Here is a 24,764-nt window from a genome sequence, read left to right on the forward strand (position 1 = left end):
CTAGCTCCTAGCCGGCCGCGGCCAGCTGGCCGCAGGCGCCGTCGATCTCCTGGCCGCGAGTGTCGCGGACGGTCGTCGGCACTCCGTGCGACTGGAGCCGACGAACGAACTCGCGCTCGTCCTCCGGCCGGGAAGCCGTCCACTTGGAACCCGGGGTCGGGTTCAGCGGGATCAGGTTGACGTGCACCCGATGGTTCTTGATCAGCCGGCCGAGCAGGTCCGCGCGCCAGGCCTGGTCGTTGATGTCCTTGATCAGCGCGTACTCGATGGAGATCCGGCGACCGGACTTCTCCGCGTAGTTCCAGGCCGCGTCCAGCACCTCGGCGACCTTCCACCGGGTGTTCACCGGGACCAGCTCGTCGCGCAGCTCGTCGTCCGGGGCGTGCAGCGACAGCGCCAGACGGCAGCTGAGGCCCTCGTCGGCCAGCCGGTTCATCGCCGGGACGAGGCCGACGGTGGAGACCGTGATGCCGCGCTGGGACAGCCCGAAGCCGTCCGGGGCCGGGTCGGTCAGCCGGCGGATCGCGGCCAGTACCCGGTTGTAGTTGGCCAGCGGCTCGCCCATGCCCATGAACACCACGTTGGACAACCGCGCCTCGCCGCCCGGGATCTCGCCGGCCTTGAGCGCGCGCATCCCGGCGGCAATCTGCTCGACGATCTCGGCGGTGGACAGGTTGCGGGTCAGCCCGGCCTGGCCGGTGGCGCAGAACGGGCAGTTCATGCCGCAGCCGGCCTGCGAGCTGATGCACATGGTGACCCGGTCCGGGTAGCGCATCAGCACCGACTCGACGAGGGTGCCGTCGAACAGCTTCCACAGCGTCTTGCGGGTGGCGTCGTCGTCGCAGGAGACGTGCCGCACCACCGACATCAGCTCGGGCAGCAGGCTCTCGGTGAGCTTCTCCCGGCTGGCGGCGGGAATGTCCGTCCAGCTCGCCGAGTCGTTCGACATCCGGCCGAAGTAGTGGTTGGAGAGCTGCTTGGCACGGAACGGCTGCTCGCCCAGCTCGGCGACGGCCTCCTTGCGCTCGGCGGGGCTCAGGTCGGCGAGGTGTCGCGGGGGCTTGGCGCCGCGCGGCGCGACAAAGGTGAGTTCTCCGGGCTTAGGCATGGTCGTTCCAGTGTCGCAGACGCGCGAGGGCCCCGGACGCCTGGTGTCCGGGGCCCTCGCGGTGAGCTCTCGCGCTAGCTGCCGACGAAGGCGGCCAGCAGCAGCCAGACCACCGGGGCGGTCGGCAGGAGCGAGTCCAGCCGGTCCATGATGCCGCCGTGGCCGGGCAGCAGCGTGCCCATGTCCTTGATCCCGAGGTCGCGCTTGATCATCGACTCGCCCAGGTCGCCCAGGGTCGCGGTGACCGCCGCGCAGCCGCCCAGGATCAGGCCCTGCCACCAGCTGCCGTCGTCGATGATCAGCTGCATCAGCAGGGCGCCCGCCAGCATCGACAGGCCGATGCCGCCGGCCAGGCCCTCGCGGGTCTTGCCGGGGCTGATCGTCGGGGCCAGCTTGGTCTTGCCGAACTTGTAGCCCACGGCGTAGGCCCCGGTGTCGCTGCAGATCGTGACGATCAGGAAGAGCACGATCCGCTGGGGGCCGTCGTCGGCCGCCAGCATCATCGCCACGAAGGTGGCCAGGAACGGCACGTAGAAGGCGGTGAACACACCCGCCGTTATGTCCCGCAGGTAGTCCTCCGGCGGTTCGGCCATCCGCCAGACCATCACCGCCAGCCCGGTCAGCGCGAGCGAGGCCGCGGCCCACTGGATCCCGGCCCAGTAGCCGGTGGCGACCATGGCGACGCCGCCCACCAGCAGCGGGATCAGCGGCACCTTGATCTGCTTGCGCTCGGCGAGCCGGGTCGTCAGCTCCCAGCTGCCGACCGCGACCGCGGCCATCACGACGACCAGGAACAATGCCTTGACCACGAACAGCGAGGCGACGATCACCGCACCGAGACCCACCCCCACGCCTATGGCGGCCTGGAGGTTACGACCACCGCGCTGCTTGCGCGGCTCCGGTTGCGGGGCGGGCTGGGCGGCCACGGGTGTCTCCTGCCCTGGGTGGGACGACGGCACGAAGTGGGGCTGCCCGGCCGCCTGGTGGCTCTGCGGCGGCACGGGATGCACCGGAGCCCCCGGGTACGGCTGGGCGCCGGGACCGGGGGCGAGGGTGACGTCATCGGCTATCGCGCGCAGCACGACCGTCTCCGTCACACCCGGCGGCGCCGTCTCGGGCTGCTCGTCCCGGAACAGCGGGCCGCCCGTCAGCCGGCCGGCCTCCCGGGCCGGGCCCGCGCCGGGGTCGGCCGGCTCACCGGGGGCCGCCCGCCGACCCTGCGCCGCGTGCGGGCCGGCATCGGCCGGTACGGGGGGCATGACCTGAGTCTCCTCCGCGTCGCCGCCCCAGTACACCGGAGGCTGTTGCGAGTGATCCGAACGGAGGCGGTGGTCACCCGGGACAGCGCCCGGCGCACCCTGGTGGGCGGCCTGGCCGCCCGGGTGGCCGGGGTGTCCCTGGGCGGGATGCCCCGGGCCGACGTGCCCCGGGACTGCGTTTCCCGAAGCCGCGTGCCCCGGGACAGGCTGGCCCTGGGCCGGCGCCGGGTACTCGCCGTACCCCGGCGTCGGCTGGGCCGACGGCCCGGGCGCGTGCGGCTGCGGCGCCGGGCGGTAGGGCTGGAACTGCTGGTCGGACGGGCCCCAGTAGCCAGGGGCGTCAGGGGCGTCGTTCATCAGACCTCGAGCAGCTCGGCTTCCTTGTGCTTCAGCAGCTCGTCGACCTGGGCCACGTACTTGGCCGTGGTGTCGTCGAGCTCCTTCTCGGCGCGGCGGCCGTCGTCCTCGCCGACCTCGCCGTCCTTCACCAGCTTGTCGATGGCGTCCTTGGCCTTGCGGCGCACCGAACGGATCGAGACCTTGGCGTCCTCGCCCTTGGTGCGGGCGATCTTGATGAACTCCCGGCGGCGCTCCTCGGTGAGCTCGGGCAGCACCACTCGGATGATGGAGCCGTCGTTCGACGGGTTGACGCCCAGGTCGGAGTCGCGGATGGCCTGCTCGATGGCCTTCAGCGCGGTCTTGTCGAACGGCGAGACGACCGCCATCCGGGGCTCCGGCACCGAGAACGAGGCCAGCTGGTTGATGGGGGTCACGGCGCCGTAGTACTCGGCGACGATCTTGGCGAACATCGCCGGGTGGGCACGGCCGGTGCGGATGGCCGCGAGGTCGTCCTTGGCGACGGAAACGGCCTTCTCCATCTTCTCCTCGGCCTCGAGGAGGGTCTCTTCGATCACTGTGGTCTCCCTGTCCGGTTCATCTGCTGTTGTCCCGACCGGTGTCGGCGTCGGGGCCGGTCGCGGCGGACGCCGTCCCGTACGGCTGGTTGCTGCTCAGGCCCGGACGGAATCCTGGCTGATGAGTGTGCCGATCTTCTCACTCTTCACCGCACGCGCGATATTGCCCTCCGCCAGCAGTTCGAAGACCAGCATCGGGAGGTTGTTGTCCTTGCACAGCGTGATCGCGGTGAGGTCGGCGACCTTCAGGTCGCGCGCGATGACCTCGGAGTACTCCAGCGCGTCGAACTTCACCGCGTCCGGGTTGGTCCGCGGGTCGGAGTCGTAGACGCCGTCCACGCCGTTCTTGCCCATCAGCAGGATGTCGGCGTGGATCTCCAGGGCGCGCTGGACGGCCGTGGTGTCGGTGGAGAAGTACGGCATGCCCATACCGGCACCGAAGATCACCACCCGGCCCTTCTCCAGGTGCCGGACGGCCCGCAGCGGCAGGTACGGCTCGGCGACCTGGCCCATGGTGATGGCGGTCTGGACCCGGGTCTCGATGCCTTCCTTGACCAGGAAGTCCTGCAGCGCAAGGCAGTTCATGACGGTGCCGAGCATGCCCATGTAGTCCGAGCGGGCCCGGTCCATGCCGCGGACCTGCAACTCGGCACCGCGGAAGAAGTTGCCGCCGCCGATGACCACCGCGACCTCGGTACCGGCGCGGACGACCGTGGCGATCTCCCGGGCGATCGCGTGCACGACGTCCGGGTCGACGCCGAGCCCGCCGCCACCGGCGAAGGCTTCACCGGACAGCTTCAGCAGCACCCGGCGGCGCGAGCCCGCCTTGGGGTCCTGCGCGGTCTCCTGCGTCTCCTGCATGGACTTCTCCTTTTTGCACCTGCTGGCTCACAGGCCTGGGTGTGCGGATACCCGACCTGCGTGTACACGCGAGGAGGCCACTGCCGCGGGAACCGGTTCGGTGTCCTGCACGGCAATGGCCTCCTCGTCGTTCATGGTGCCGAAGCGGCCCGCCCATGGACGGTTGGCGCTGGGTGAGCCCGTTCGGCGTTCCGCCCGCCCTGGTCAGCGGGCGGGGACGGTTCCCAGCCTAAAGGGGCCGGGGACCAGGTGGAACGTGGCTCAGGCGCCGACGCGGAAGCGGGCGAAGCGCTTGAGGGCGACGCCGTTCTCCTCGAGGACCTTGGCGACGGTCTTCTTGTTGTCCTTGGCGAAGGCCTGCTCCAGGACGGAGTTCTCCTTCACGAAGCCGGTGACGCGACCCTCGACGATCTTCGGCAGGGCAGCCTCCGGCTTGCCCTCCTCGCGAGCGGTGGCCTCGGCGACGCGGCGCTCGTTCTCGAGGTCCTCGGCCGGGATGTCCTCGCGGGACAGGAACTTCGGCGCGAAGGCGGCGATGTGCTGCGCGACGTCCTTGGCGACCTCGGCGTTCTCCTTGTCCAGCTCGACCAGGACACCGACGGCCGGCGGCAGGTCGGGGCTGGTCTTGTGCAGGTAGACCGCGACGTAGCCGTCACCGTCGAACTGGGCGAAGCGACGGAAGACGATCTTCTCGCCCAGGCTCGCGTTGGCCTCGTCCACGAACTGCTGGACGGTCTTGCCAGCCTCGATCTCGGAAGCCAGGGCGGCGTCCAGGTCGGCCGGGGTGGTCTTGGCGACGTGGGCGGCGATCGCGTCGGCGACCTCGACGAACTTCTCGCCCTTGGCGACGAAGTCGGTCTCGCAGTTCAGCTCGACCAGGACGCCGGACTTCTTGTCCTCGGCGATCAGCGCGGCGACGGCGCCGTTCGAGGCGTCACGGCCCTCGCGCTTGGCAACGCCCTTCTGGCCCTTGATGCGCAGGAGCTCGACGGCCTTCTCGACGTTGCCCTCGGCCTCGTCCAGGGCCTTCTTGCAGTCCATCATGCCGGCGCCGGTGAGCTCACGGAGCTTCTTGACGTCCGCGGCGGTGAAGTTCGCCATGGTGTGAATCTCTTCTCGCGTCTCGCGTGTCTGCGTGGGGTGGCGCCGGGACCGGTGGTTCGGCCCCGGCGCGGGAGAGAGGGGCACCTGCCGGCTTCGCACCGGCGGGTACCCCTCACCCTTGGTACGTCAGGCCTGCTCGGCCGGAGCCTCGGCGGCGGCGGGGGCCTCCTCGGCCTTCTTCTCGCCCTCGATGAGGTCCTTCTCCCAGTCGGCCAGCGGCTGGTCGGCGCCCGGCTCGGCCTTGGTGTCGCCCTTGGCGACACCGGCGCGGGCCTTCAGGCCCTCGGCGACGGCGTCGGCGATCACGCGGGTCAGCAGGGTGACGGAGCGGATCGCGTCGTCGTTGCCCGGGATCTTGTAGTCGACCTCGTCCGGGTCACAGTTGGTGTCGAGGATGGCGACGACCGGGATGTTGAGCTTCCGGGCCTCGCCGACCGCGATGTGCTCCTTCTTGGTGTCCACGATCCAGACAGCGCTGGGAACGCGCTGCATGTCGCGGATACCGCCGAGGGTCTTCTCCAGCTTGTCATGCTCGCGCTGGAGGACCAGGAGCTCCTTCTTGGTGAGGCCGGAGCCGGCCACGTCCGAGAAGTCCAGCTCGCCGAGCTCCTTCAGGCGCTGCAGGCGCTTGTAGACGGTCGAGAAGTTGGTCAGCATGCCGCCGAGCCAGCGCTGGTTCACGTAGGGCATGCCCACGCGGGTGGCCTGCTCGGCGATGGCCTCCTGGGCCTGCTTCTTCGTGCCGACGAAGAGGACGCTGCCGCCGTGGGCAACGGTCTCCTTGATGAACTCGAAGGCGCGGTCGATGTAGTTCAGCGACTGCAGGAGGTCGATGATGTAGATGCCGTTGCGCTCGGTGATGATGAAGCGCTTCATCTTCGGGTTCCAGCGGCGGGTCTGGTGACCGAAGTGGACGCCGCTCTCCAGCAGCTCCCGCATCGTGACGACGGCCATTGCCGTGCTCCTCAGGTGTTACGGCCCGGCTGCGGCGTTCCCGTGGGGTTTTCCCGTCGGGTGACCGCCTACGGCCGGGTCAGTCTCGGTTTGTCCGTGGCGGCCAGGTGACAGCCACGCCTGACGCCCCGAACGTGCCGAGCCGCTCCACCCGCTCGGTCCGGGGACCGGTCGGGCTCGGCGGACCGAGCGGCACTCGCACCTGGCGGGGCTGCGGATGAACCGCGTCCGACCACCGGTGGCGGGGCGTGCGAAGTCGACCCGGTGGACCGGGTCGCGTGTGAAGTGTACGGGAAGCGCCGAGGGGCGAGCGACTTCGCGAGCGGCGGAGGGCCTGCGGAGGGCCTTTGGAGAAGTCCGGGAAACGGTTGCGGCGGGCGGGTCCGCGGCGGCGGGCGGGCGGTGCGGACCGGATGCTCGCCGGCCGGGCACCTGCCCACGATCCGGTGCCGGCATGCCGCTTGTACACCGGATGGCGGCATCCGTACACCCGCCGGAGGGACACCGGTCGGGGGCGGGGGCGGTTTGTCCACAGGAATCCGGAAGTGGGTGGTGTGAGGTCGGGAGCACGGCGAGCCTCGGGGCATGACTGGGCTCAGTGGGGTTCGAGGGGTGTCCGCCGTCTTCGCCGGGGTGGTGCTGGTGGTGACGGCGGTGCTGGGGTTGTCGGGTGACGCGGGGGCCGCGGCCGGTGCGACCGGAGACGGGCCGGAACGGGGTGCGGCGGCGCGGGCCTGGCCGGTGGGCGGGCCCGGTGGAGTGCTGGGGCGGTTCGAACCGCCGGCGAAACCCTGGGCGGCCGGACACCGGGGAGTGGACCTCGCCGCCGCGCCCGGGGCGGAGGTACGGGCGGCGGCTGCCGGGGTGGTCGCGTTCTCCGGCTTGGTGGCGGGACGGCCGGTGGTGACCGTCACCCACCCGGGCTCGGGGACTCCCCCGCTCCGGACCACCTACCTGCCCGTCACCGGCACCGTCCCGGTCGGCACCCCGGTGACCGCCGGGCAGGTGATCGGGCAGCTCGCCACGGACGGACGGCACTGCGGCGCGCGGGACTGCCTGCACTGGGGGCTGCTGCGCGGCGGCCGCTACCTCGATCCGCTGGCCCTGCTCGGCGCGGGCGCGGCACGGCTACTGCCACTGGGCGGCGCGGGGCGGGTGGGCGGCACGGGGCCGAGCGGCCCTGTCACGGGCAGCGGCTCAGGCGCGGGCGAGGCCGTGCAGCGCCAGGGCGACCGCGGCGTCGGCGATCGCCTCGGGGGTCTCGGGGGTCTCGGCCGGGCAGCCAGCGCGCTCGCCGGAGGCTTGCTGCCCGGCCCGGCGGACGGCCGCCTCCACGATCCCCTGCAGCAGCGCCGCGGCGAGTCGGGGCTGCTCATGCCCGAGGCCCTCCAGCGCCTGGACGACCAGGCCGACGAGACGACCGTGCGCCGCCCGGATGCGCTCCCGCGCGGCCTCGTCGAGTTCCAGCGCGGAGATCGCCACAACCGCCTGGTGCCTCGGGTCGGCGGCCAGCGCCAGCTGGCCCCGGACATACGCCTCGATCCGCTCGGCGGCGGTGTCGCAGCTCTCCATCCCGGCCTCGATCTCGGCCGCCCAGAGCGGGAAGTCCACCTCGCAGAGCGCCTCGACCACGGCGGCACGCGAGCGGAAGTACTCGTAGACCGAGGAACGCGCCAGCCCGGTGCGCGCCGCGAGCCCTGGGAAGGTCAGGGCCTCCATGCCGCCCTCGGCGAGCAGGGTGCGGGCAGCGTCGAGGAGGGCTGCCCGCTGCAGCTGGCGATGCTCGGCCACCGTGGCCGCTCGGATCTTCGGCACGCACCCACTCTACGGAGCCGTACCCGCGGCCGATACGGCGCCACGCATTCGGACAAGGTGGGGCCCGCCAGGCGGATCCGGCGCGCGCTAACGGACGTCCGAGAGCTTGGCGCGAAGCTGGAGGACGGACTTGGTGTGGATCTGGCTCACCCGGCTCTCCGTCACCCCCAGCACCTGTCCGATCTCGGCGAGGGTGAGTCCCTCGTAGTAGTAGAGCGTTACCACGGTCTTCTCCCGCTCGGGGAGGGTGTTGACCGCTTGGGCCAGCAGTCTGCGCAGCTCGCGGTCCTCGGCCACCTCGACCGGGTCGTCCGCGCCGTGGTCCTCCAGGGTGTCCATCAGGCTCAGCCGGTCGCCGCCTTCACCCACCGGGTGCAGCAATTCGTCCAGGGCCACCACGTTGGCGAGCGACAGCTGGCTGAAGATCGTATGCAGGTCCTCGATCGCGATGCCCATCTCGGCCGCGACCTCGGGCTCGTGCGGCGTCCGGCGCAGCCGGCCCTCCAGCGTCGCGTACGTCCGTTCGACGGCCTTCGCCTTCTGCCGCACCGAACGGGGGATCCAGTCCAGGGCGCGCAGTTCGTCGATGATCGCGCCGCGGATACGACTGATCGCATAGGTCTCGAACTTGATGGCGCGGTCGACGTCGAACTTCTCGATCGCGTCAATCAGCCCGAAGACCCCGGAGGAGACGAAGTCGGCCTGCTCGACGTTGGAGGGCAGACCGACCCCGACCCGGCCCGCGACGTACTTGACGAGCGGTGAGTAGTGCAGGATCAGCTGCTCGCGCAGCCGCTGATCGCCGGTCTCCTTGTAGGAGCGCCAGAGCTCTTCGAGCGCGCTGCGCCCCGGGGCGCCGGGCGGTGAGGTGGCGCCGGGTGGAGAGGTGGCGTCCGGTGGGGAGGTGGCGTCCGGGGTGGGGGCGCTGCCAGGCGGGCGGGGCGCATGGTCGACGGTCGCGCCCGCCCCACTGGCCGCCCCGCCGTCGTGGGTCGGCTCGGTGCCGCGGGTCGCGTCCGCGGGTTGACCGGGCACCACCGTCGGCCGGCCGCCCTGACGCGACAGGCCTCCCATCGTCCCCGCCGACTTGGACGGGAACTCATTCGCGGGTCGCCGCTCGGTCCGCGGCCCTCCCGAGGACCGAGCGCCACCGGTCACTCTGTGTCCGGGAATGTGTGTGGGCATACGTTGGTCTGCGCCGTTCTGCCGAGTCATGTGCTGATAGGGAAGGCAGGTGGAGCGTAGCGTGACCGACTCACTGCAAAGCGCTACCGCCACCCGGTCGTCCCTCGATCCGGTGGCGTTCGCTCACCGGATCCGGCCATACGAGCGGAAGAACCGGATCAGCAGGTCAGCCGGGCCGTCCCGGCGCGCCCTCCTCGGGCGCACTCGCGTTCTCGCGTTCTCGCGTTCTCGCCTTCTCGTGGTCACCTCCTTCTCGGCACCATGCGCCAGTGCGCACCGTGCCGCTCCACATAACCAAGCGAGACCAACTCGTAGAGCCGCTGCAGGACTTCATCGGACGAGAGCCCGGACTGACGGGCCAGCCGCTCGACCGGGGCGCCCTCCGCCGTGGCCGGGACGGCCTCCAGCACCCGAGCCACCGCTGGCTCCAGTAGGTCCCGGGGCAATACCGGCCCGCTGCGCTGCGGCGCCAGGTCGTCCCCGATCGCCCCGATCAGCTCGGTGATCTCGGCCGCGTCGGTGACCAGCGTGGCGCTGCCGCTGCGGATCAGGGCGTGCACCCCGGCGGAGAGCTCCGAGGTGACCGGGCCGGCGACGCCCATGGTGTGGCGGTTGAGGTCCCGCGCCCGTCGGGCCGTGCTCAGGGCTCCGCTGCGCATGGCCGCCTCGACCACCACGGTGCCCCGGGTGAGCGCCGCGATGACCCGGTTGCGGAGCACGAAGCGGAACCGATTCGGGTGTTCCCCGGGCGGGAGTTCGCTGACCAGCAGCCCCTGGACGCCGATCCGCCGGATCAGTTCGGCGTTCCCCTTCGGGTAGGCGACGTCGACCCCGCAGGCGAGCACACCGACGGTCATCCCGCAGACGGCGAGTGCCCCTCGGTGCGCGGCCGCGTCGATCCCGTAGGCGGCGCCGGAGACCACCACCCAGCCGCGCTCGGCCAGTTGGGCCGACAGCTCCCCGGCGACATGAGCGCCGTAGGCCGTGCAGGCTCGGGAGCCCACCACCGCCACCGAGCGCAGGGCGAGCAACCGGAGTGAACCGGTGCCGGTGGTCCACAGCCCGATCGGGCGCCCGTCGCCCAGGTCGTCCAGTTGGCTGGGCCATTCCGTGTCCCCCGGAATGATGAAGCGTCCACCGACTGCTCGTACCCGTTTCAGGTCGTCCGCCGGGTCGAGACCCGGGAGCCGCGCCTGGTAGCCGGCGAGCCGGGCGGCGTCCAGCCCGGGGTGCTCGGGGACGGTCCCCGCCCGGATCGCCCGGACCACCTCCACCGCGGGGAGTTGCCCGAGCCAGCGGCCGACCACCGCGTCGCCCGGTTCGCTGAGCCGGTTCAGCAGGACGCGGGCGAGGCGCTCCGGATCGGGTACGGCCGTGGTGGCGGGCTCGGCTGCGGTGTCGGGCCCAGCCGTTGGCGGTGCATGAGGGTTCCTCAACGGCTGGCTCATACCACGTCCTCCTCGCTCGCCGGGGGTTGTTCCCGCACCGGCGGCCAGTCGTCGTCCGGGCCGCTGCGGCGCTGGGTCGGGATGTCCCCGAGCCAGCCGACTGGGCGTTCGTTCAGCGGCAGCCCCTGCTCCACCCCGGTACGCATGACCAGGGCGGTGCGCACGTCCCGCTGGTCCGGCCGGTCGCGGCCGGCCAGATCGGCAACCGTCCAGGCGACCCGGAGCACCCGGTCCAGGCCACGCGCGGTCAGCAGTCCGCGCTCCAGCTGGCGCGCGGCGTCGTTGAGTGCGTCGGACGCGAGCTGCCAGCGGGTGCGCAGTTCATGGCCCGGCACCTCCGCGTTGGTCCGCCAGGGGGTGTGCTCCAACCGGGCCGCCGCCCGCTCCCGCGCGGCCCGTACCCGGGCCGCGACGGTCTCGGTGCTCTCCGCCGTGGCGTCCCGCTCCATCAGCTCGACCCTGGTCACCGGGGCGACCTGGACCTGGAGGTCGACCCGGTCCAACAGCGGCCCGGAGAGCCGCCCTTGGTACCGGCTGACCATCGCGGGCGTGCACTCGCAGCCCTCGCCCCGCCGGGAGTACCGGCCGCACGGGCAGGGGTTGGCGGCCAGGCAGAGCAGGAACCGGGCCGGGAGCCGGAGGGACCCGGCCGAGCGGGCGATCACCACCTCGCCCGACTCCAGCGGCTGCCGCAGCGCGTCGAGCACCCGCACAGGGAACTCCGGCGCCTCGTCGAGGAAGAGCACCCCACGGTGGGCCAGCGAGACCGCACCCGGTCTCGGCAGTCCGCTGCCGCCGCCGACGATCGCGGGCATCGTGGTGGAGTGGTGCGGGGCGCAGTAGGGCGCGGTGTCGAGCAGCGGGCGCCCGGCCGGGAGCAGGCCCGCCACCGAGTGGACGGCGGTGACCTCCAGCGCCTCCTTCTGGGTCAGCGGCGGGAGCAGCGAGGGCAGCCGCTCGGCCAGCATCGTCTTGCCCGCGCCCGGTGGGCCCTTCAAGTAGAGGTGGTGCCCTCCGGCAGCGGCGATCTCCAGAGCCCGCCGGGCCTCGTACTGTCCGGCCACGTCGGCCATGTCGAGCCGGAGCGCCCGGTCGTCGGGCAGGCCCCGCACGCCGGCGCTGGGCAACATCAGGCCGGCCATCAGCGGATCCGGCCGGCCGTCGATCGGGTCGGGCGGCTCCTCCGGCGCCGTCGCCCCAGTCAGGATGGCGACCAGTTGACGCAGGCTGTGCACGCCGATCACCGTCACCCCGGGGACGAGCGAGGCCTCGGGCGCGGTCTGCTCGGCGACCACGACCCGCACGTACCCGGCGTCGGCGGCGGCCAGCACCGACGGCAGCACCCCGCGGACCGGCCGCACCCGGCCGTCCAGCCCCAGCTCCCCGATGAGCAGAAGGTCGGCGATGGACGACGGGTCGAGCCGCTCGGCCGCGGCCAGCACGGCGCAGGCCACCGCGAGGTCGAAGCCGCTGCCGCTCTTGGGCACCGAGGCGGGGCTGAGGCCGACGGTCAGCTTGCGCTGCGGCCAGGCCTCCCCGCTGTTGCAGACCGCGGCGCGGACGCGGTCGCGGGCCTCGGTGAGTGCCTTGTCGGGCAGGCCGACCAGGGTGAACGCGGCCACCCCGGGCTCCAGATCGGCCTGGACCTCGACGATCACTCCGTCGACCCCGACCAGCGCGACGGAACAGGTACGGGCGAAGGCCATCTCAGACCACCCCCCGCAGATGGTCGACCAGGGCCGCTCCCCGCGCCCGGTTGACCACTGCCACCAGGTCGATCCGCACCCCACCCGGTGGAGCGGGCGGCCACTGCGGATCGGCCGGCCCGGGGTCGTACCCGGGCCCGGCGAGCCGGGCGAAGTGGCCGGGCCAGCGTTCGGCCATCCAGCGCTCGGCCAGGCGTTGCAGTCGGGCGGCCTTGGCCCGGTCGATGGCCTCGCTGGGTTGTTGGAAGCCCCGCTCGGAACGGGTCTTCACCTCACAGACCGCGACGGTGTCGCCGTCGAGGGCGACGATGTCCAGCTCGCCCTCGACACAGCGCCAGTTGCGGTCCAGGATGCGGAGCCCGGCCTCCGTGAGGTGGCGGGCGGCGACCCGCTCCCCGTAACGGCCGAGCCCGTTCCTGGTGCTGCGGTCCGGGCGCTCCCCGGTGTCCGCCCCGACTGCGGCCGTGTCCGGTACGGCCTGGTCCTGCACGACGGTGTTCTGCATGATGACCACCTCCGCCGAGGAGGCTGCACCACCGCGCGCGACGAAGCCGGGAAATTCCGGCTCCCTGTGGATAACCCGGGCCTGTGGATAACTTTTGTCACCCGCAGGGGTGAGAAGCCCCCGTCGCGCGAAATTCGGCTGGACAACGCGGGACGGAGTCGTCCAACGTCAGTTCCCGAAGCCGGACTCGTCCGAGGGCAGCTCCAGGTCGCTCTTCGCGAGTTCCTCGATGTTCACGTCCTTGAAGGTCAGCACCCGGACCTTGCGGACGAACCGGGCCGGCCGGTACATGTCCCAGACCCACGCATCCGCCATCGACACCTCGAAGAACACCTCGCCCTGGACCGAGTGCACCTGCAGCTCGTAGTCATTGGTGAGGTAGAACCGTCGCTCGGTCTCGATCACGTACTTGAACAGGCCGACGACGTCCCGGTACTCCCGGTAGAGCTTGAGCTCCATCTCGGTCTCGTACTTCTCGAGATCTTCGGCACTCATCCAGGCGTCCCCTCAACTTGTCACGTCCACCCATTGTGGACCACCGCACCCACGCTCAGAGCCGTACCGGACCGACCGGCGGGCCCTCTGCCAGCAGTCGCCCGAGGAAGTCCGCCAGCCCGGCCGGATAGACCGTCTCGGCGGTCCCCCGCAGTTCCTCGACCGTCCACCAGCGCGCCGCGAGCAGCTGGGCGTGTTCCTCCTCGCCCATGCCCGAGTGGTCCAGACCCGTCTCCGTGGTCCGGGCCAAGTGGAACCACTGCTCCTGCTCGTAGCGCTGTCCCTGAAAGGAGAACGACACCGTGCCGTACGCCACCAAGGGTCCCAGGTCCACACCCCGCAGGCCGGTCTCCTCCGCGAGCTCCCGCTCGGCGGCCTCGCGCACGTCCTCCCCCGGCTCCAAGCCGCCCCCGGGCGTGAACCACCACGTCTCCCCGGGCACGGCCGGATCGGCGCCCAGGAAAAGAAGGATGCGGTCCAGCCCGTCCAACAGCAGGATCCGCGCCGCCCTGCGACGCTGTGCTGTCATGGCAGCGCTCCACGCTCCTTCCGTACGCATCGGTGGCGCTACCGATCCTGCCACCCGACGCGTCCGTCCGGGGCGATGTTCCGCACAGCGGCCCGGTCGGCGACGGCCACGCTCAGGAGCTGCGCCCCCGGCGAAGCCTGCGGGCCAGGCCCGCCACCCCGCCCACCGCCGAGGTCACGACGATCAGCGCCGCGCCCGCGACGCTGGCGTAGGCGGCTGGCTCCAGCGGCCCGGGCTCGCCGGCCTTCGGGCCCGCGAAGGAGTCGAAGGCCGTGGTGCGGTCGAGCACGCCCATCCGGCCGAAGGGCTGAAGGGTGGCCTCGACCCTGGCCTCGACCGCGGCGGCCGGGACGGTTCCGCCGTCCACCTCCAGATGGGTGCGGGAGTCGAGCGAGCCGAGCCGGTTGTCACCGAGCAGGAACAGCCGCCCCTGCGGCACCGTCACGCCAAACGTCTCGCCCTGGCGGCCCTGGGTCGCGAGGTAGGGCTCGTCCACCGGCTGCCCGTTCACCGTCAGCCGCTGGTCACTGCCGGTGGTGGCGACGGTGTCCCCGCCGACCGCGACCACCCGCTTGACCATGAGCTCCCCGCCCCAGGCCTGGTCGCGGAAGACCACCACGTCGCCCCGGCCGATGTCGGCGCCGCCGACCTTGCGGGCGAGCACGGTGTCCCCGGCCTGGAGCGTCGGGTGCATCGAGGCGGTGGGGATCTTGTACGGCCGGTAGTCGACCGCGATGAGGGCGAAGCCGCCGATCATCAACACCAGCCCGAGCCCGAGCGCGATGCCCTGCAGCACCGCGGCGGGCCCGCGACGGGAACGGACGGGCACGGCCGACCGGTCGGCCGGCTGTTCCACGACACTGCTCATCGACACCGTCCACCTCTGGCCGACCGGAGAACACCACTGGCACGCCGGTGGCTCGGGCGGAAACGCCGACGGGCCGTGGCACGTCCGAGCAGATTACTCGTCGGTACCACGGCCCGCGCAAGAGCTGGGGACGACCCGGTGGGGCTCAGGACTCCTTCCCGCGGTCCGCCCGGGCCCGAGCCCGGCGCACCAGCGGAAGCAGGGCGACGGCACCCACCGCACCGGCCACGGGAGGCTCCATGGGCAAGGCCCCCGTCAGACCCTCCTGGTCGAAGGTGTCCGGCACCGGCAGCGTGGACCAGTGGGAGACCGGCCAGGCCACCACGAAGGCACGCCCGATGACGTTCTCCACCGGCACGGCTCCGCCACCCGGCTGGTCCATGTGGAAGCGGGAGTCCAGCGAGTCGGCGCGGTGGTCGCCCATCACCCAGATGCGGCCGTTCGGCACCTTCAGCGGGCCGAAGGGCTGCGTTCCGCAGGGGGTGTTGCCCGGGTAGACGTACGGCTCGTCGAGCGCGACGCCGTTGACCTCGACCGGCCCGTCACCCTTGCACTCGACGGTGTCCCCGCCGACCGCGATGACCCGCTTGATCAGGTCCTTCTCGTTGGCGGAGGGCATCAGGCCGACGAAACTGAGCACATCCTGAACACCGCGGACGAAGGAGTTGCCGCTCTGCTGGGTCGGCTCGTCGTTCAGCCAGCCGCCCGGGTCGTGGAACACCACGACCTCACCGCGCTCGGGCTCGGCCCCGAACCAGGGGGTCAGTTTGTCCACCAGAACGCGGTCGCCGACCTGCAGCGTGTTCTGCATCGACTCCGACGGAATGGAGAACGCCTGGACGAAGAAGGTCTTGATCACCAGCGCGAGGATCAGCGCGATGCCGATCAGGATCGGCAGCTCCTTCAGGAAGGAGCGCTGCTTGTGCGGCTTGGCCGGAGCCTCCGACTCCGACTCGTCCGGCGACTCGCTCCCCGACCGCAGGGGCTCCGAGGAGCCCTCCGCCCCGGTGCCGTGCTCGTCGGCGGTCTTGGCGGTCGCGTCATCGACCGCGGCCGAAGGCGTCGAGGAATCGGCGGACCGGGTCACCCGGCCGCCGCCCGAGCCCTCGGGGTCCCCGGCGCCCGAGCGGGCGCCGATCACCAAATCCCCCACAACGTCTCCTCCCTGCTGTGCGGACGCCCGCGCGCCCGCGCTCAGAGTGCCGCACAGCGGGCACCACGCTCGCCACGACCATGAACGCATCAGGGCTGCCCACATCGGGCTCCCCTGACACCAACACGGCCTCGGCGCACAGCCGGGACCACTCCCGGCCGCACCTGCACTTCTCTATCACTCCCGGGCATCCGGCTCGCGGTTCCACACGCGCGGTCCGGCCGTTCAACCGCCGGGGCGGCTCACTCGGGAGGCCGTCCCGGCCAGCGAACGACGAGCGGAAGGATGCCCAACACACCCATAACGAGCGGAGGTTCAATGGGAACCGGCCCAATCCCCATCGACTTCGGCGTAGTTCCGCCGGGCTGCGAGCCCCCGGCCGTGGCCCCGGCAAGAGAGGAGAGTGAACTCGGCTCGTCGAGTTGATGGAAACGGTCCAGCGGCCAGGTGATCATGAACGCGCGACCGACCACATCGCTCAGCGGGATGGTCCCCTGTCCCGGATTCCCCATGTGGAAGCGGGAGTCGGCGGAGACGTCCCGGTGGTCACCCATGACCCACAGCCGCCCCTTCGGCACCGTCACCTTGAAGGGCTGCCGGGACGGCGGGTTGCCCGCCGCGAGGTACGGCTCCGCCACCGGACGGCCGTTGACGCTGAGGCGTCCCTGCGCGTCGCAGCACTCGACGGTGTCCCCGCCGACGCCGATCACGCGCTTGATCAGGTCCTGCTCGTCGTCGGACGGCAACAGCCCGACGAAGGTGAGCACGTGTTTGGCCGCACCCAGCACCGGACCGTCGGACGGCTTGCGATCGTTCTCCAGCCAGCCGCCCGGGTCCTTGAACACCACGACGTCGCCGCGCTGCGGCTCACTGCCGAACCAGGGGGTCAACTTGTCCACCAGCACCCGGTCCCCGACCTGGATGGTCTGCTCCATCGAGCCCGAGGGGATCACGAACACCTGGATCAGGAAGGTCTTCATCACCAGCGCCACCAGCAGCGCCACCAGGATGATCAGCGGGAACTCACGCAGCAGCGAGCGCTTGCGCCGACGGGCCGCGCGCCGGGCGGTGCGACGGCGCTCGGCGCGACCGCGGACCGACGGAGCCGAATCGGGTCCTACGCCGCCCGGGCCGCTATCATCCGGCTCCGGAGCCGGGCGGTCGGCGACCCGCCCCCTACCTCTGGTCCCCATGACCACCCGTCCCCGCGATCGCGGCGAAGGCCGTGGGCCGGTCCAGGCCGGCCCAGCGGGAGAACGGGTAGACGACCCAGTCCGCCCGGCCGATCACCTTGTCCTCGGGCACGAAGCCGCCGCCGGGCTCGCCGAGGTGGTCGCGGGTGTCCCGGGAGGCGCTCCGGTGGTCGCCCAGCACGAACAGCTTGCCGGCTGGCACCACGATGTCGAAGGCCACGTTGGACGGCTCGTCACCCGGGGCCAGGTAGGAGCTCTCGTCCACCGGCACGCCGTTGACGGTGATCGGCTTGCCCGGGCCGGTGCTGGTCACCCGGTCCCCGCCGACGCCGATCACGCGCTTGACGTAGACCGTGTTCCCGGCCGGGGCCAGCCCGAGGTCCCGGCCGATCGAACGAACGTTGTCCCAGAAACCGGGCTGCTCGGCCGACTCGGGCAGGAAGGAGCCCGTCCCGTCGAAGACCACGACATCGCCCCGCTGGGGGTGGCCGCCGAAGGTGTAGGCGAGCTGGTTGGCGATCAGCCGGTCGCCGGGCCGCAGGGTGTCCTCCATCGAACCGGAGGGCACCGTGAACGGACGCGCGACGAAGGCGTTCACCAGGAGCAGGGCCGCCAGGCAGATCCCGACCAACAGCAGCAGGTCCCGCGACCGCGAGCGCCCGGGCTCCTCGTCCGGCTCCTCGTCCGGCTCCTCGTCCGGCTCGGCGGCCTCACGCACCCCCGCAGCTGCCGCATCCCGATCGTGCTCCGGCCCTCGCCCGCGCTCCCGCACGGCCGTGCCCTCGGCGAGGACCCCGACACCGGAATCGGTGCCGGCACCAGGAGCCGCTGCGGAACCGCCCCGCGGAACTCCCCCGGAAACGACCGCGGACCGCGACAGCGAGTCCGCACCGGTGGGTGCGGGACTGCCGTCGCGGTCCGCGGGTGGCTCGTGCGTGCTCATCGGGGGCTGAGCTTACCTTGCGAAAGCCCGGCCCTTCAGAGCGCTCCGATCCCCCGGCGTGGCCGGGGGCCGGTGGATCAGCGGTCGCGCTTCTCCTTGATCTTCGCGGCCTTGCCGCGGAGGTCACGCAGGTAGTACAGCTTGGCACGGCGAACCGCACCGCGGGTCACGACCTCGATCTTCTCGACGACCGGGGTGTGCACCGGGAACGTGCGCTCCACGCCGACGTTGAAGCTGACCTTGCGAACAGTGAAGGTCTCACCGACGCCGGCGCCGTGACGACGGATGACGACGCCCTGGAAGACCTGGACACGGGAGCGGTTGCCCTCGATGACCCGGACGTGGACCTTCAGGGTGTCACCGGCGCGGAAGGCCGGGATGTCGGTGCGCAGCGAGGCCGCGTCGACAGCAGCGAGCTTGTTGCTCATGTTGCTCTCCATCGCAGGCGCCACGGGCCGCCCACGGAAGTTCGTCACAATGGGGTCTGCTGCGGGCCGCGTCGGCTGACGACGATCCCCCCGTGGCGGGGGCGCCGGTCCACGTGCCCCCTACGGGAGGGGGCCAGCGACAGACAGCAGCCGCCTATTCTTCCACACCACCGGCCGCGGACCGAAATCGGCCGAGCTCCTCGTCCCAGGCCAGGCCCAGGACACTGAGCGCCTGCCGGTCATTCTTGTCGAAGGCGCCGTACTGCCAGCGCTCGACCAGGTCGGGCCGGTTGGCCAGGGTGCGGGCGAAGGCCTGCTCCCGCCGCCAGCGGGCGATCTTGCCGTGGTTGCCGCTGAGCAGCACGTCCGGCACGGTCCGGCCGCGCCACTCGGCGGGCTTGGTGAAGACCGGGCCCTCCAGCAGGTCGGCCATCGCGCCGGGAGCGAAGGAGTCGTCCCGGTGGGACTCGGCGTTGCCGAGCACGCCGGGCAGCAGCCGGGCGATCGCCTCGACCATCACCAGCACCGCGACCTCGCCGCCGGCCAGCACGTAGTCACCGATCGAGGCCTCGACCACCGGCATCCGGGTGGCCGCCTCCTCGATCACACGGCGGTCGATGCCCTCGTACCGCGCGGGAGTGAACGCCAGCCAGGGACGGCCGGCCAGCTCCTGGGCGAGCTCCTGGGTGAACGGGCGCCCGCTGGGCGTGGGCACGACCAGCGTGGGCACCTCGCCCTCGGGGCCGCCGGCCACCACCGCGTCCAGCGCCTCGCCCCACGGCTCGGGCTTCATCACCATGCCGGGGCCGCCGCCGTACGGGCTGTCGTCCACCGTGCGGTGCACGTCGTGGGTCCACTCGCGCAGGTCGTGGACGTGCACGTCCAGCTGGCCGCGGGCGCGGGCCTTGCCGACCAGCGAGATGTCCAGCGGCTCCAGGTACTCGGGGAAGATCGTGACGACGTCGATCCGCATCCCGGACTGGACACCCGGAGCGGCGCCCTGCCCGGCGTCCTGCCCGGCGCCCTGGGGGGTCTGCTCGACAGTCACTCCGCCTCCCCGTCCGAATCGCCGGACTCGGCAGACTCGCCGGACTCGCCCGATGCCCCCGGCTCCGCCGCCGCCCGACCGGCGACCTCGGCCTGCTCGGGGTCGATCAGCCCGGCTGGCGGGGTGATCACGGCCCGCTGGTTCTCCAGATCGATCGTCGGCACGATCTGGCTGACGAAGGGCACGAGCACCTCCGTCCCGTCGGCCTTCTTCACCGTGAGCAGGTCCTGGTACGGCAGGTGGACCACCTCGGTCAGCTCGCCGACCGGGGTGCCGTCGAGCAGCACCACGTCAAGGCCGATCAGCTGGTGGTCGTAGTACTCCTCCGGGTCGTCGGGCCGCTCTTCCGGGTCGACCTCGGAGATGAGCAGGGTGCCCCGCAGCGCCTCCGCCGCGTTGCGGTCCTTGACGCCGGCGAAGCGCAGCAGCAGTCGGCCGCTGTGCACCCGGCCGGACTCGACGGTCAGCGGTCCGGCCGAGGCCGGGTCGGTGAGCAGGACGGCACCGGGTCCGAGCCGGAGTTCCGGCTCGTCGGTGCGGACCTCGACGCTGACGTCCCCCCTGATGCCGTGGGCGCGGCCGATCCTGCCGACGACGAGCTGCACGGTGATCGTTCTCCTGGAGTTGCTGAGCAAGAAGGCAGAGACAGGTAAGCAGAGACAGCTAGCAAAAAGGCCGACCGGGACGACATGCGTCCCGGTCGGCCTCAAGCCCGACGGCTGAACGAGCAGCTGCGTCAGCGAATGTTGTCCACGTCGACCAGGTCGACCCGGACGTTGCGACCGCCGAGAGCGCCGACCACGGTGCGCAGAGCGCGCGCCGTGCGGCCGCCCCGGCCGATCACCTTGCCGAGGTCATCGGGGTGCACTCGCACCTCGATGGTGTTGCCCCGACGCAGGTTGCGCGAGCGCACCTGCACCTCGTCGGGGTGCTCGACGATGCCCTTCACCAAGTGGTCGAGGGCGTCCTCGATCACGATCAGGCCTCGGCGGCGGCGTCGGCCTCAGCCTCGGCCTTGTCCGACTTCTTGGCCTTCGGGGTGATGGCGACACCGGTGGTGGCGTCCTCGAAGCCGGCGACGGCCTTGGCGAACAGGTGCGAGAAGTCCTCCACCTTCGGCTCGGCGACCTTCAGCGGCGCCGGAGCCGGCAGGCCCTTGAACTTCTGCCAGTCGCCGGTCAGCTTCAGGATGGCGAGCACCGGCTCGGTCGGCTGGGCGCCGACGGACAGCCAGTACTGGGCGCGGTCGCTGTCGACCTCGATCTTCGAGGGGTTGTAGGTCGGCTGGTAGATGCCGATCTCCTCGATCGCGCGACCGTCACGCTTGGTGCGGGCGTCGGCGACGACGATGCGGTAGTGCGGGGAGCGAATCTTGCCGAGACGCTTCAGCTTGATCTTGACTGCCACGGGAGTGGATTCTCCTGGTGTTGACGTGGGTGAGCGTCCTCGCCGTCCGCGTGGGGTTGCGGGGCGGGGCGTTCAAGGGACACGCCAGCCGTAGGAGAGAGGGGTCCTGCCCGGCTGCCGAGTACTCAGCTGTCCATTCTGCCACACCGGCGCGAACGGTCTTGACCCGCCCGCCACGGACGCAGCAGCCCAGGCCACCCCGAACGGAACCACCCGGGGACCACTGGGGCTCACGACGGAGCCGCTCCAGGGCCCGGAACGCAGGGCTCAGGGCTCGACCGGGAGCCCCCGCTCCCGGTCAGCCCACAGACTCACCGACTCCGAACGTCCGATCGCCCCGGCGCACCGACTGCCCGCACAGTCGCCGACCGGTCCCGGCCGCCCGGCTATGCGATCTTGAACGGCTGCTGGCACGCGCCGCAGACGATGGACGCCTGCGCCAGTACGGACGGCACGACCCGGACGTTGCGCCCGCAGCCGCAGACCGCCTTGACCCGGACGCCGCCGCCGGAGGAACCGTGCCGGGCGGCCGGACCGCGGAAGGCGCGGGTCGCGCCGTCACCGGCCACCGCCTCCTGGTGCGCGCCGAGGGCGCGGTCCAGGCGCTCGATGGTCTCGGCGTAGCGCTCCTGCGTCTCCTTGAGCATGGTCACCTGGGAGAAGCCGCTGCTCGCGTGCGGCTCGACCGGGTGCGCCAGACCCAGCTCGGAGGCCAGCATCAGGAAGCGTCGGTTGTGGTAGCGGCCGGCGCGCGAGGTGTCCCGGATGTCCCGGGCCGCGGCCAGACCGTGGGCAGCCTCGTGGAGGAGCCGCTCGAAACCGAGCCGCGTGCCACAGGCCGAGGAGGACTCGCCGATCAGGGCCTCGGGCGAGGCCAGGTCCGGGAGGTCCTGGTGGTGGGCCTGGATGTCGCTCCAGGCGGCGGCCAGTTCGGCCGCGAGGACGAGGGGCTGTGTCGTGCTCACGCTAGACCAACGATGCAGAGCGAGCCGATGTTCCGCATGTTCCCGTTCTCCGGGAATTCCCAGGGGACTCCCAGGAATGCGCGACTGTGCGCGAATTGCGCGTTCCGGATCTGACGCAAGACCAACCCCCTGCCGGTTTCGGCCCGCCGCAGAGTCGGCGGGCCTCGTGAATTCCGTCCGAGGGGCGGGCTGTCGCCCCAGGACGTACGGCCCGTGGACCCGTCGAAGTTTGACAGGGCCACGGGCCGTACACCGTACCGCTATTCCGTTAATACCGGCAGTTGACCGGTGAGTAGGGATGTCGGGTGTCGGTAGTCGCCCGGGAGAGTTACCGGATTCTTACCCACCCGCATTCCGGGCAAATGTCGCCGCCAACGGTCATTACCTGCAGGTAACAGGCATCAGTACGCGCGCGCGACGATCGCGATATTGCCGTCCTGGTCGTCCGACTGCGGCACCGAACCGTCGGCCGCGACGATGCAGCGGACCGTGACGCCCTGCTCGGCCAGCTTGGCCTCGCCCTCCGGGCCGAGTTCGGCCCAGGAGATCCGGCCCCAGCCGGTCGCGGCGGCCTCGACGGCCTCGTCGATGGTCTTGACATCGACGGTGCGGGCCTCGCGGCGCTCGCGGGACTGGCGCAGCAGCAGCGCCTGGTCCTCCTCCAGGATGCCGGGCAGCAGCGCGGCCAGGGCGTCGATGGAGACCGGCTCCTTGCCGCCCGGGATGCGGCGGGCCAGCATTGCGGTGCCGTTCTCGAGATCGCGCGGGCCGACCTCGATGCGCAGCGGAACGCCCTTGAGCTCCCAGTCGACGGCGCGGCGGCCGAACGGGGTGTCGGTGCGGTCGTCGACGACGGTTCGGACGCCGGCCGCCTCGAGCGCGGCGCCGATCTCGCGGACCTTGGCAATGACGGCGTCGTCGCCCTTGATGGCCAGCACGACGGCCTGGACCGCGGCCAGGCGCGGGGGCACCCGCAGGCCGTTGTCGTCGCCGTGGGACATGATCAGGCCGCCGACCATGCGGGTCGAGACGCCCCAGGAGGTCTGCCAGACGTACTCGCGCTCGGCGCCCTGCAGCTGGTAGGTGGTGTTGAACGCCTTGGCGAAGTTCTGGCCCAGCTCGTGGCTGGTGCCCATCTGCAGCGCCTTGCCGTCACCCATCATGGCCTCGAGGGTGAGGGTGTTGATGGCGCCGGCGAAGCGCTCCTTGGCGGTCTTGCGGCCGAGCACGACGTCGATGCCGAGCACGTTGGTCATGAAGTCGCCGTAGACCTGGGTGTGGATCATCGACGCGTAGTCGCGGGCGTCCTCGTACGTGGCGTGGGCGGTGTGGCCCTCCTGCCAGAGGAACTCGGTGGTGCGCAGGAAGACGCGCGGGCGCAGCTCCCAACGGACCACGTTGGCCCACTGGTTGATCAGCAGCGGCAGGTCGCGGTGGCTCTGCACCCACTTCGAGAAGTACTCGTTGATGATCGTCTCGGAGGTCGGCCGGACGACGACCGGCTCCTCCAGCTGCTTGCCGCCGCCGTGGGTGACCACCGCGAGCTCGGGCGCGAAGCCCTCGACGTGCTCGGCTTCCTTGGTCAGGTAGGACTGCGGGATGAACATCGGGAAGTAGGCGTTCTGCGCGCCCGCCTTCTTGATGCGCGCGTCCATCTCCTGCTGCATCCGCTCCCACAGGCCGTAGCCGTACGGTCGGATGACCATGGTGCCGCGCACCGGACCGTTGTCGGCCAGCTCGGCCTTGTTGATGAGGTCCTGGTACCAGCGGGGGAAGTCTTCCGCCTGAGGGGTGAGAACGGGTGCCTTAGCCATGGGCGGAATGGTACGGGGACGGGGCCCCCGGTTTCGAATCGGTATCACACCCCCGGCCGCTGGACGGCGGCCCGCGGTCGGCCGCAGGGGGCGCACGACCGCGACACGCGCGCACCACCCCGCACCCCTCTGGACGCCGGGCTCGACCCGCTGTTCGCTGGAGTGGGGCGGGACTTTGGGGGAGCCGTAGCAGCACACCGAAGGACCGGATGGGAGGCCGCGATGGCTTCAGCTCGGACGACCGGCACGACCGTACGACCAGCGGGCGCACGACCGCACCACCCGCAGCCCGGGGCCGCCGCGCCCGCGCGGGCGCGCGATTGGGCGGAGATCCAGGAACGCATGCTGGTGCCGCTCTACGAGGCGGTGTACGACCGCCTGGAGGTCGGCCCGGCGAGCAGCGTGCTGGGGCTGGGTTGCCGGTCCGGACTGGCCCTGCTGCTCGCGGCCGGACGGGGCGCCCAGGTCGCCGGGCAGGAGCCGCGGGACGAGCTGCGCGAACTGGCCCGCAACCGTCGGCTGCGGGTGTGCGCCGGGTCCCGGCCGACCGCCGCCGTCCCCCGCTCGGCCCATTCGCTGGTGACCGTCTTCGAGCAGCTGCCCGGCGCCGCCGCGCCCGGCCCGGTGGTCTCCGAGGCTGCCCGGCTCACCCTCCCCGGCGGGCACGTGGTGCTCGCCGCCTGGGGCCCGCCGGAGCGCTGCCAGAGCGCCCCGGTACTGGACGTGGCACGCCGGATGGCGGGCCGGACCACCGCGCGCGACCCGTTCGAGCTGAGCGCGCCCGGCGCGCTGGAGGACCTGCTCGCCCCGGCCGGCCTGCGCCCGGCCGGCAGCGGCCGGGTGAGCTGCCCGTTCGCCTACCCGGACCTCGACAGCGCGGTCCGCGGTCTGCTCTCCACCGGGCTGTTCGAGGCGGCCGAGGAGTTCTCCGGCGCCTCCCTGGTGGCCAAGGAGCTGGAGGAGGCGCTGCAGCCGTACCTGCGCCCGGACGGCACGGTCCGGATGGAGAACGTCTTCCGCTACCTGGTCGCCGAACGGCCCCGGTAGGAGGCCGGTGGCGAG

General features: G+C 71.7%; 25 protein-coding genes and 1 pseudogene. 2 read left to right on the top strand and 24 right to left on the bottom strand.

The window, feature by feature from the left end; genetic code table 11:
* Nucleotides 1-7: 7 nt before the first annotated feature.
* The 6 genes from rlmN to rpsB all read right to left on the bottom strand — a co-directional run bounded on the left by rlmN (nt 8) and on the right by rpsB (nt 6,200).
* Nucleotides 8-1,108, bottom strand: a complete 1,101-nt coding sequence (gene rlmN / locus ACWC9T_RS20015) for a 23S rRNA (adenine(2503)-C(2))-methyltransferase RlmN (RefSeq protein ID WP_449822378.1) — start codon at nt 1,106-1,108, stop codon at nt 8-10.
* Between the two features lie 74 nt (nt 1,109-1,182).
* Nucleotides 1,183-2,367 carry a phosphatidate cytidylyltransferase gene (locus tag ACWC9T_RS20020; RefSeq protein ID WP_449822379.1) on the bottom strand — a complete coding sequence of 395 codons (1,185 nt, stop codon included), beginning with the start codon at nt 2,365-2,367 and terminating at the stop codon, nt 1,183-1,185.
* Nucleotides 2,368-2,723: 356 nt separating this feature from the next.
* The gene (gene frr, locus ACWC9T_RS20025) at nt 2,724-3,281 is read right to left on the bottom strand and encodes a ribosome recycling factor (RefSeq protein ID WP_355254729.1); all 558 of its coding nucleotides are present in this window, start codon (nt 3,279-3,281) and stop codon (nt 2,724-2,726) included.
* 96 nt (nt 3,282-3,377) lie between these two features.
* Nucleotides 3,378-4,142, bottom strand: a complete 765-nt coding sequence (pyrH, locus tag ACWC9T_RS20030; RefSeq protein ID WP_449822380.1) for a UMP kinase — start codon at nt 4,140-4,142, stop codon at nt 3,378-3,380.
* 261 nt (nt 4,143-4,403) lie between these two features.
* On the bottom strand, nt 4,404-5,243 hold the full coding sequence (gene tsf, locus ACWC9T_RS20035) for a translation elongation factor Ts (protein WP_396252755.1): 840 nt from the start codon (nt 5,241-5,243) through the stop codon (nt 4,404-4,406).
* Nucleotides 5,244-5,372: 129 nt separating this feature from the next.
* On the bottom strand, nt 5,373-6,200 hold the full coding sequence (gene rpsB, locus ACWC9T_RS20040; protein ID WP_449822381.1) for a 30S ribosomal protein S2: 828 nt from the start codon (nt 6,198-6,200) through the stop codon (nt 5,373-5,375).
* Nucleotides 6,201-6,785: 585 nt separating this feature from the next.
* Here rpsB and ACWC9T_RS20045 point away from each other — a divergent pair.
* Nucleotides 6,786-7,286 (top strand): annotated as a pseudogene (locus tag ACWC9T_RS20045) (peptidoglycan DD-metalloendopeptidase family protein); the annotation flags it as partial.
* Between the two features lie 111 nt (nt 7,287-7,397).
* Here the strand turns inward: ACWC9T_RS20045 and ACWC9T_RS20050 are convergent.
* From ACWC9T_RS20050 to proS, 18 genes are all read right to left on the bottom strand, one after another.
* Nucleotides 7,398-7,991, bottom strand: a complete 594-nt coding sequence (locus ACWC9T_RS20050) for a TetR/AcrR family transcriptional regulator (RefSeq protein WP_449822415.1) — start codon at nt 7,989-7,991, stop codon at nt 7,398-7,400.
* Nucleotides 7,992-8,102: 111 nt separating this feature from the next.
* The gene (gene whiG, locus ACWC9T_RS20055) at nt 8,103-9,050 is read right to left on the bottom strand and encodes an RNA polymerase sigma factor WhiG (protein WP_449822382.1); all 948 of its coding nucleotides are present in this window, start codon (nt 9,048-9,050) and stop codon (nt 8,103-8,105) included.
* Between the two features lie 392 nt (nt 9,051-9,442).
* Nucleotides 9,443-10,648: a DNA-processing protein DprA gene (gene dprA, locus ACWC9T_RS20060; protein ID WP_449822383.1), complete on the bottom strand. Its 1,206-nt coding sequence runs from the start codon at nt 10,646-10,648 to the stop codon at nt 9,443-9,445.
* On the bottom strand, nt 10,645-12,354 hold the full coding sequence (locus ACWC9T_RS20065; RefSeq protein WP_449822384.1) for a YifB family Mg chelatase-like AAA ATPase: 1,710 nt from the start codon (nt 12,352-12,354) through the stop codon (nt 10,645-10,647). Before ACWC9T_RS20065 ends, dprA begins: the two co-directional genes overlap by 4 nt.
* Nucleotide 12,355: 1 nt before the next feature.
* Complete coding sequence (locus tag ACWC9T_RS20070; protein ID WP_449822385.1) at nt 12,356-12,859, bottom strand: YraN family protein; 504 nt, start codon at nt 12,857-12,859, stop codon at nt 12,356-12,358.
* A gap of 168 nt (nt 12,860-13,027) precedes the next feature.
* Nucleotides 13,028-13,354, bottom strand: coding sequence for a DUF2469 domain-containing protein (locus ACWC9T_RS20075; RefSeq protein ID WP_030056781.1), 327 nt, complete (start codon nt 13,352-13,354; stop codon nt 13,028-13,030).
* 55 nt (nt 13,355-13,409) lie between these two features.
* On the bottom strand, nt 13,410-13,883 hold the full coding sequence (locus ACWC9T_RS20080) for an NUDIX hydrolase (RefSeq protein WP_449822386.1): 474 nt from the start codon (nt 13,881-13,883) through the stop codon (nt 13,410-13,412).
* A 112-nt stretch (nt 13,884-13,995) separates the two neighbouring features.
* Nucleotides 13,996-14,751, bottom strand: coding sequence for a signal peptidase I (gene lepB / locus ACWC9T_RS20085; RefSeq protein ID WP_449822387.1), 756 nt, complete (start codon nt 14,749-14,751; stop codon nt 13,996-13,998).
* Nucleotides 14,752-14,896: 145 nt separating this feature from the next.
* Nucleotides 14,897-15,904: a signal peptidase I gene (lepB, locus tag ACWC9T_RS20090; RefSeq protein ID WP_449822388.1), complete on the bottom strand. Its 1,008-nt coding sequence runs from the start codon at nt 15,902-15,904 to the stop codon at nt 14,897-14,899.
* 242 nt (nt 15,905-16,146) lie between these two features.
* Nucleotides 16,147-17,097 (bottom strand): signal peptidase I, encoded by a 951-nt coding sequence (gene lepB, locus ACWC9T_RS20095; protein ID WP_449822389.1) that lies wholly within the window; start codon nt 17,095-17,097, stop codon nt 16,147-16,149.
* The gene (gene lepB, locus ACWC9T_RS20100; RefSeq protein ID WP_449822390.1) at nt 17,081-17,815 is read right to left on the bottom strand and encodes a signal peptidase I; all 735 of its coding nucleotides are present in this window, start codon (nt 17,813-17,815) and stop codon (nt 17,081-17,083) included. The genes lepB (ACWC9T_RS20095) and lepB (ACWC9T_RS20100) overlap by 17 nt, the downstream gene beginning before the upstream one ends.
* 302 nt (nt 17,816-18,117) lie before the next feature.
* Nucleotides 18,118-18,468, bottom strand: a complete 351-nt coding sequence (rplS, locus tag ACWC9T_RS20105) for a 50S ribosomal protein L19 (RefSeq protein WP_030243502.1) — start codon at nt 18,466-18,468, stop codon at nt 18,118-18,120.
* Nucleotides 18,469-18,622: 154 nt separating this feature from the next.
* On the bottom strand, nt 18,623-19,441 hold the full coding sequence (gene trmD / locus ACWC9T_RS20110) for a tRNA (guanosine(37)-N1)-methyltransferase TrmD (protein ID WP_449822416.1): 819 nt from the start codon (nt 19,439-19,441) through the stop codon (nt 18,623-18,625).
* Between the two features lie 71 nt (nt 19,442-19,512).
* Nucleotides 19,513-20,121, bottom strand: coding sequence for a ribosome maturation factor RimM (gene rimM, locus ACWC9T_RS20115; RefSeq protein WP_449822391.1), 609 nt, complete (start codon nt 20,119-20,121; stop codon nt 19,513-19,515).
* Nucleotides 20,122-20,252: 131 nt separating this feature from the next.
* Entirely contained in the window at nt 20,253-20,492 is a 240-nt protein-coding gene (locus ACWC9T_RS20120; protein WP_030056773.1) for an RNA-binding protein, read from the bottom strand.
* 2 nt (nt 20,493-20,494) lie between these two features.
* Nucleotides 20,495-20,923 carry a 30S ribosomal protein S16 gene (rpsP, locus tag ACWC9T_RS20125; RefSeq protein ID WP_045700219.1) on the bottom strand — a complete coding sequence of 143 codons (429 nt, stop codon included), beginning with the start codon at nt 20,921-20,923 and terminating at the stop codon, nt 20,495-20,497.
* 386 nt (nt 20,924-21,309) lie between these two features.
* Entirely contained in the window at nt 21,310-21,888 is a 579-nt protein-coding gene (locus tag ACWC9T_RS20130; RefSeq protein ID WP_280685330.1) for a hypothetical protein, read from the bottom strand.
* 401 nt (nt 21,889-22,289) lie between these two features.
* The gene (gene proS, locus ACWC9T_RS20135) at nt 22,290-23,702 is read right to left on the bottom strand and encodes a proline--tRNA ligase (RefSeq protein ID WP_449822392.1); all 1,413 of its coding nucleotides are present in this window, start codon (nt 23,700-23,702) and stop codon (nt 22,290-22,292) included.
* 222 nt (nt 23,703-23,924) lie between these two features.
* On the opposite strand from proS, the gene ACWC9T_RS20140 reads away from it, so the two are divergent.
* Nucleotides 23,925-24,749 carry a class I SAM-dependent methyltransferase gene (locus ACWC9T_RS20140; RefSeq protein WP_449822393.1) on the top strand — a complete coding sequence of 275 codons (825 nt, stop codon included), beginning with the start codon at nt 23,925-23,927 and terminating at the stop codon, nt 24,747-24,749.
* Nucleotides 24,750-24,764: the final 15 nt, after the last annotated feature.

Source organism: Kitasatospora sp. NPDC001159, assembly GCF_053598235.1.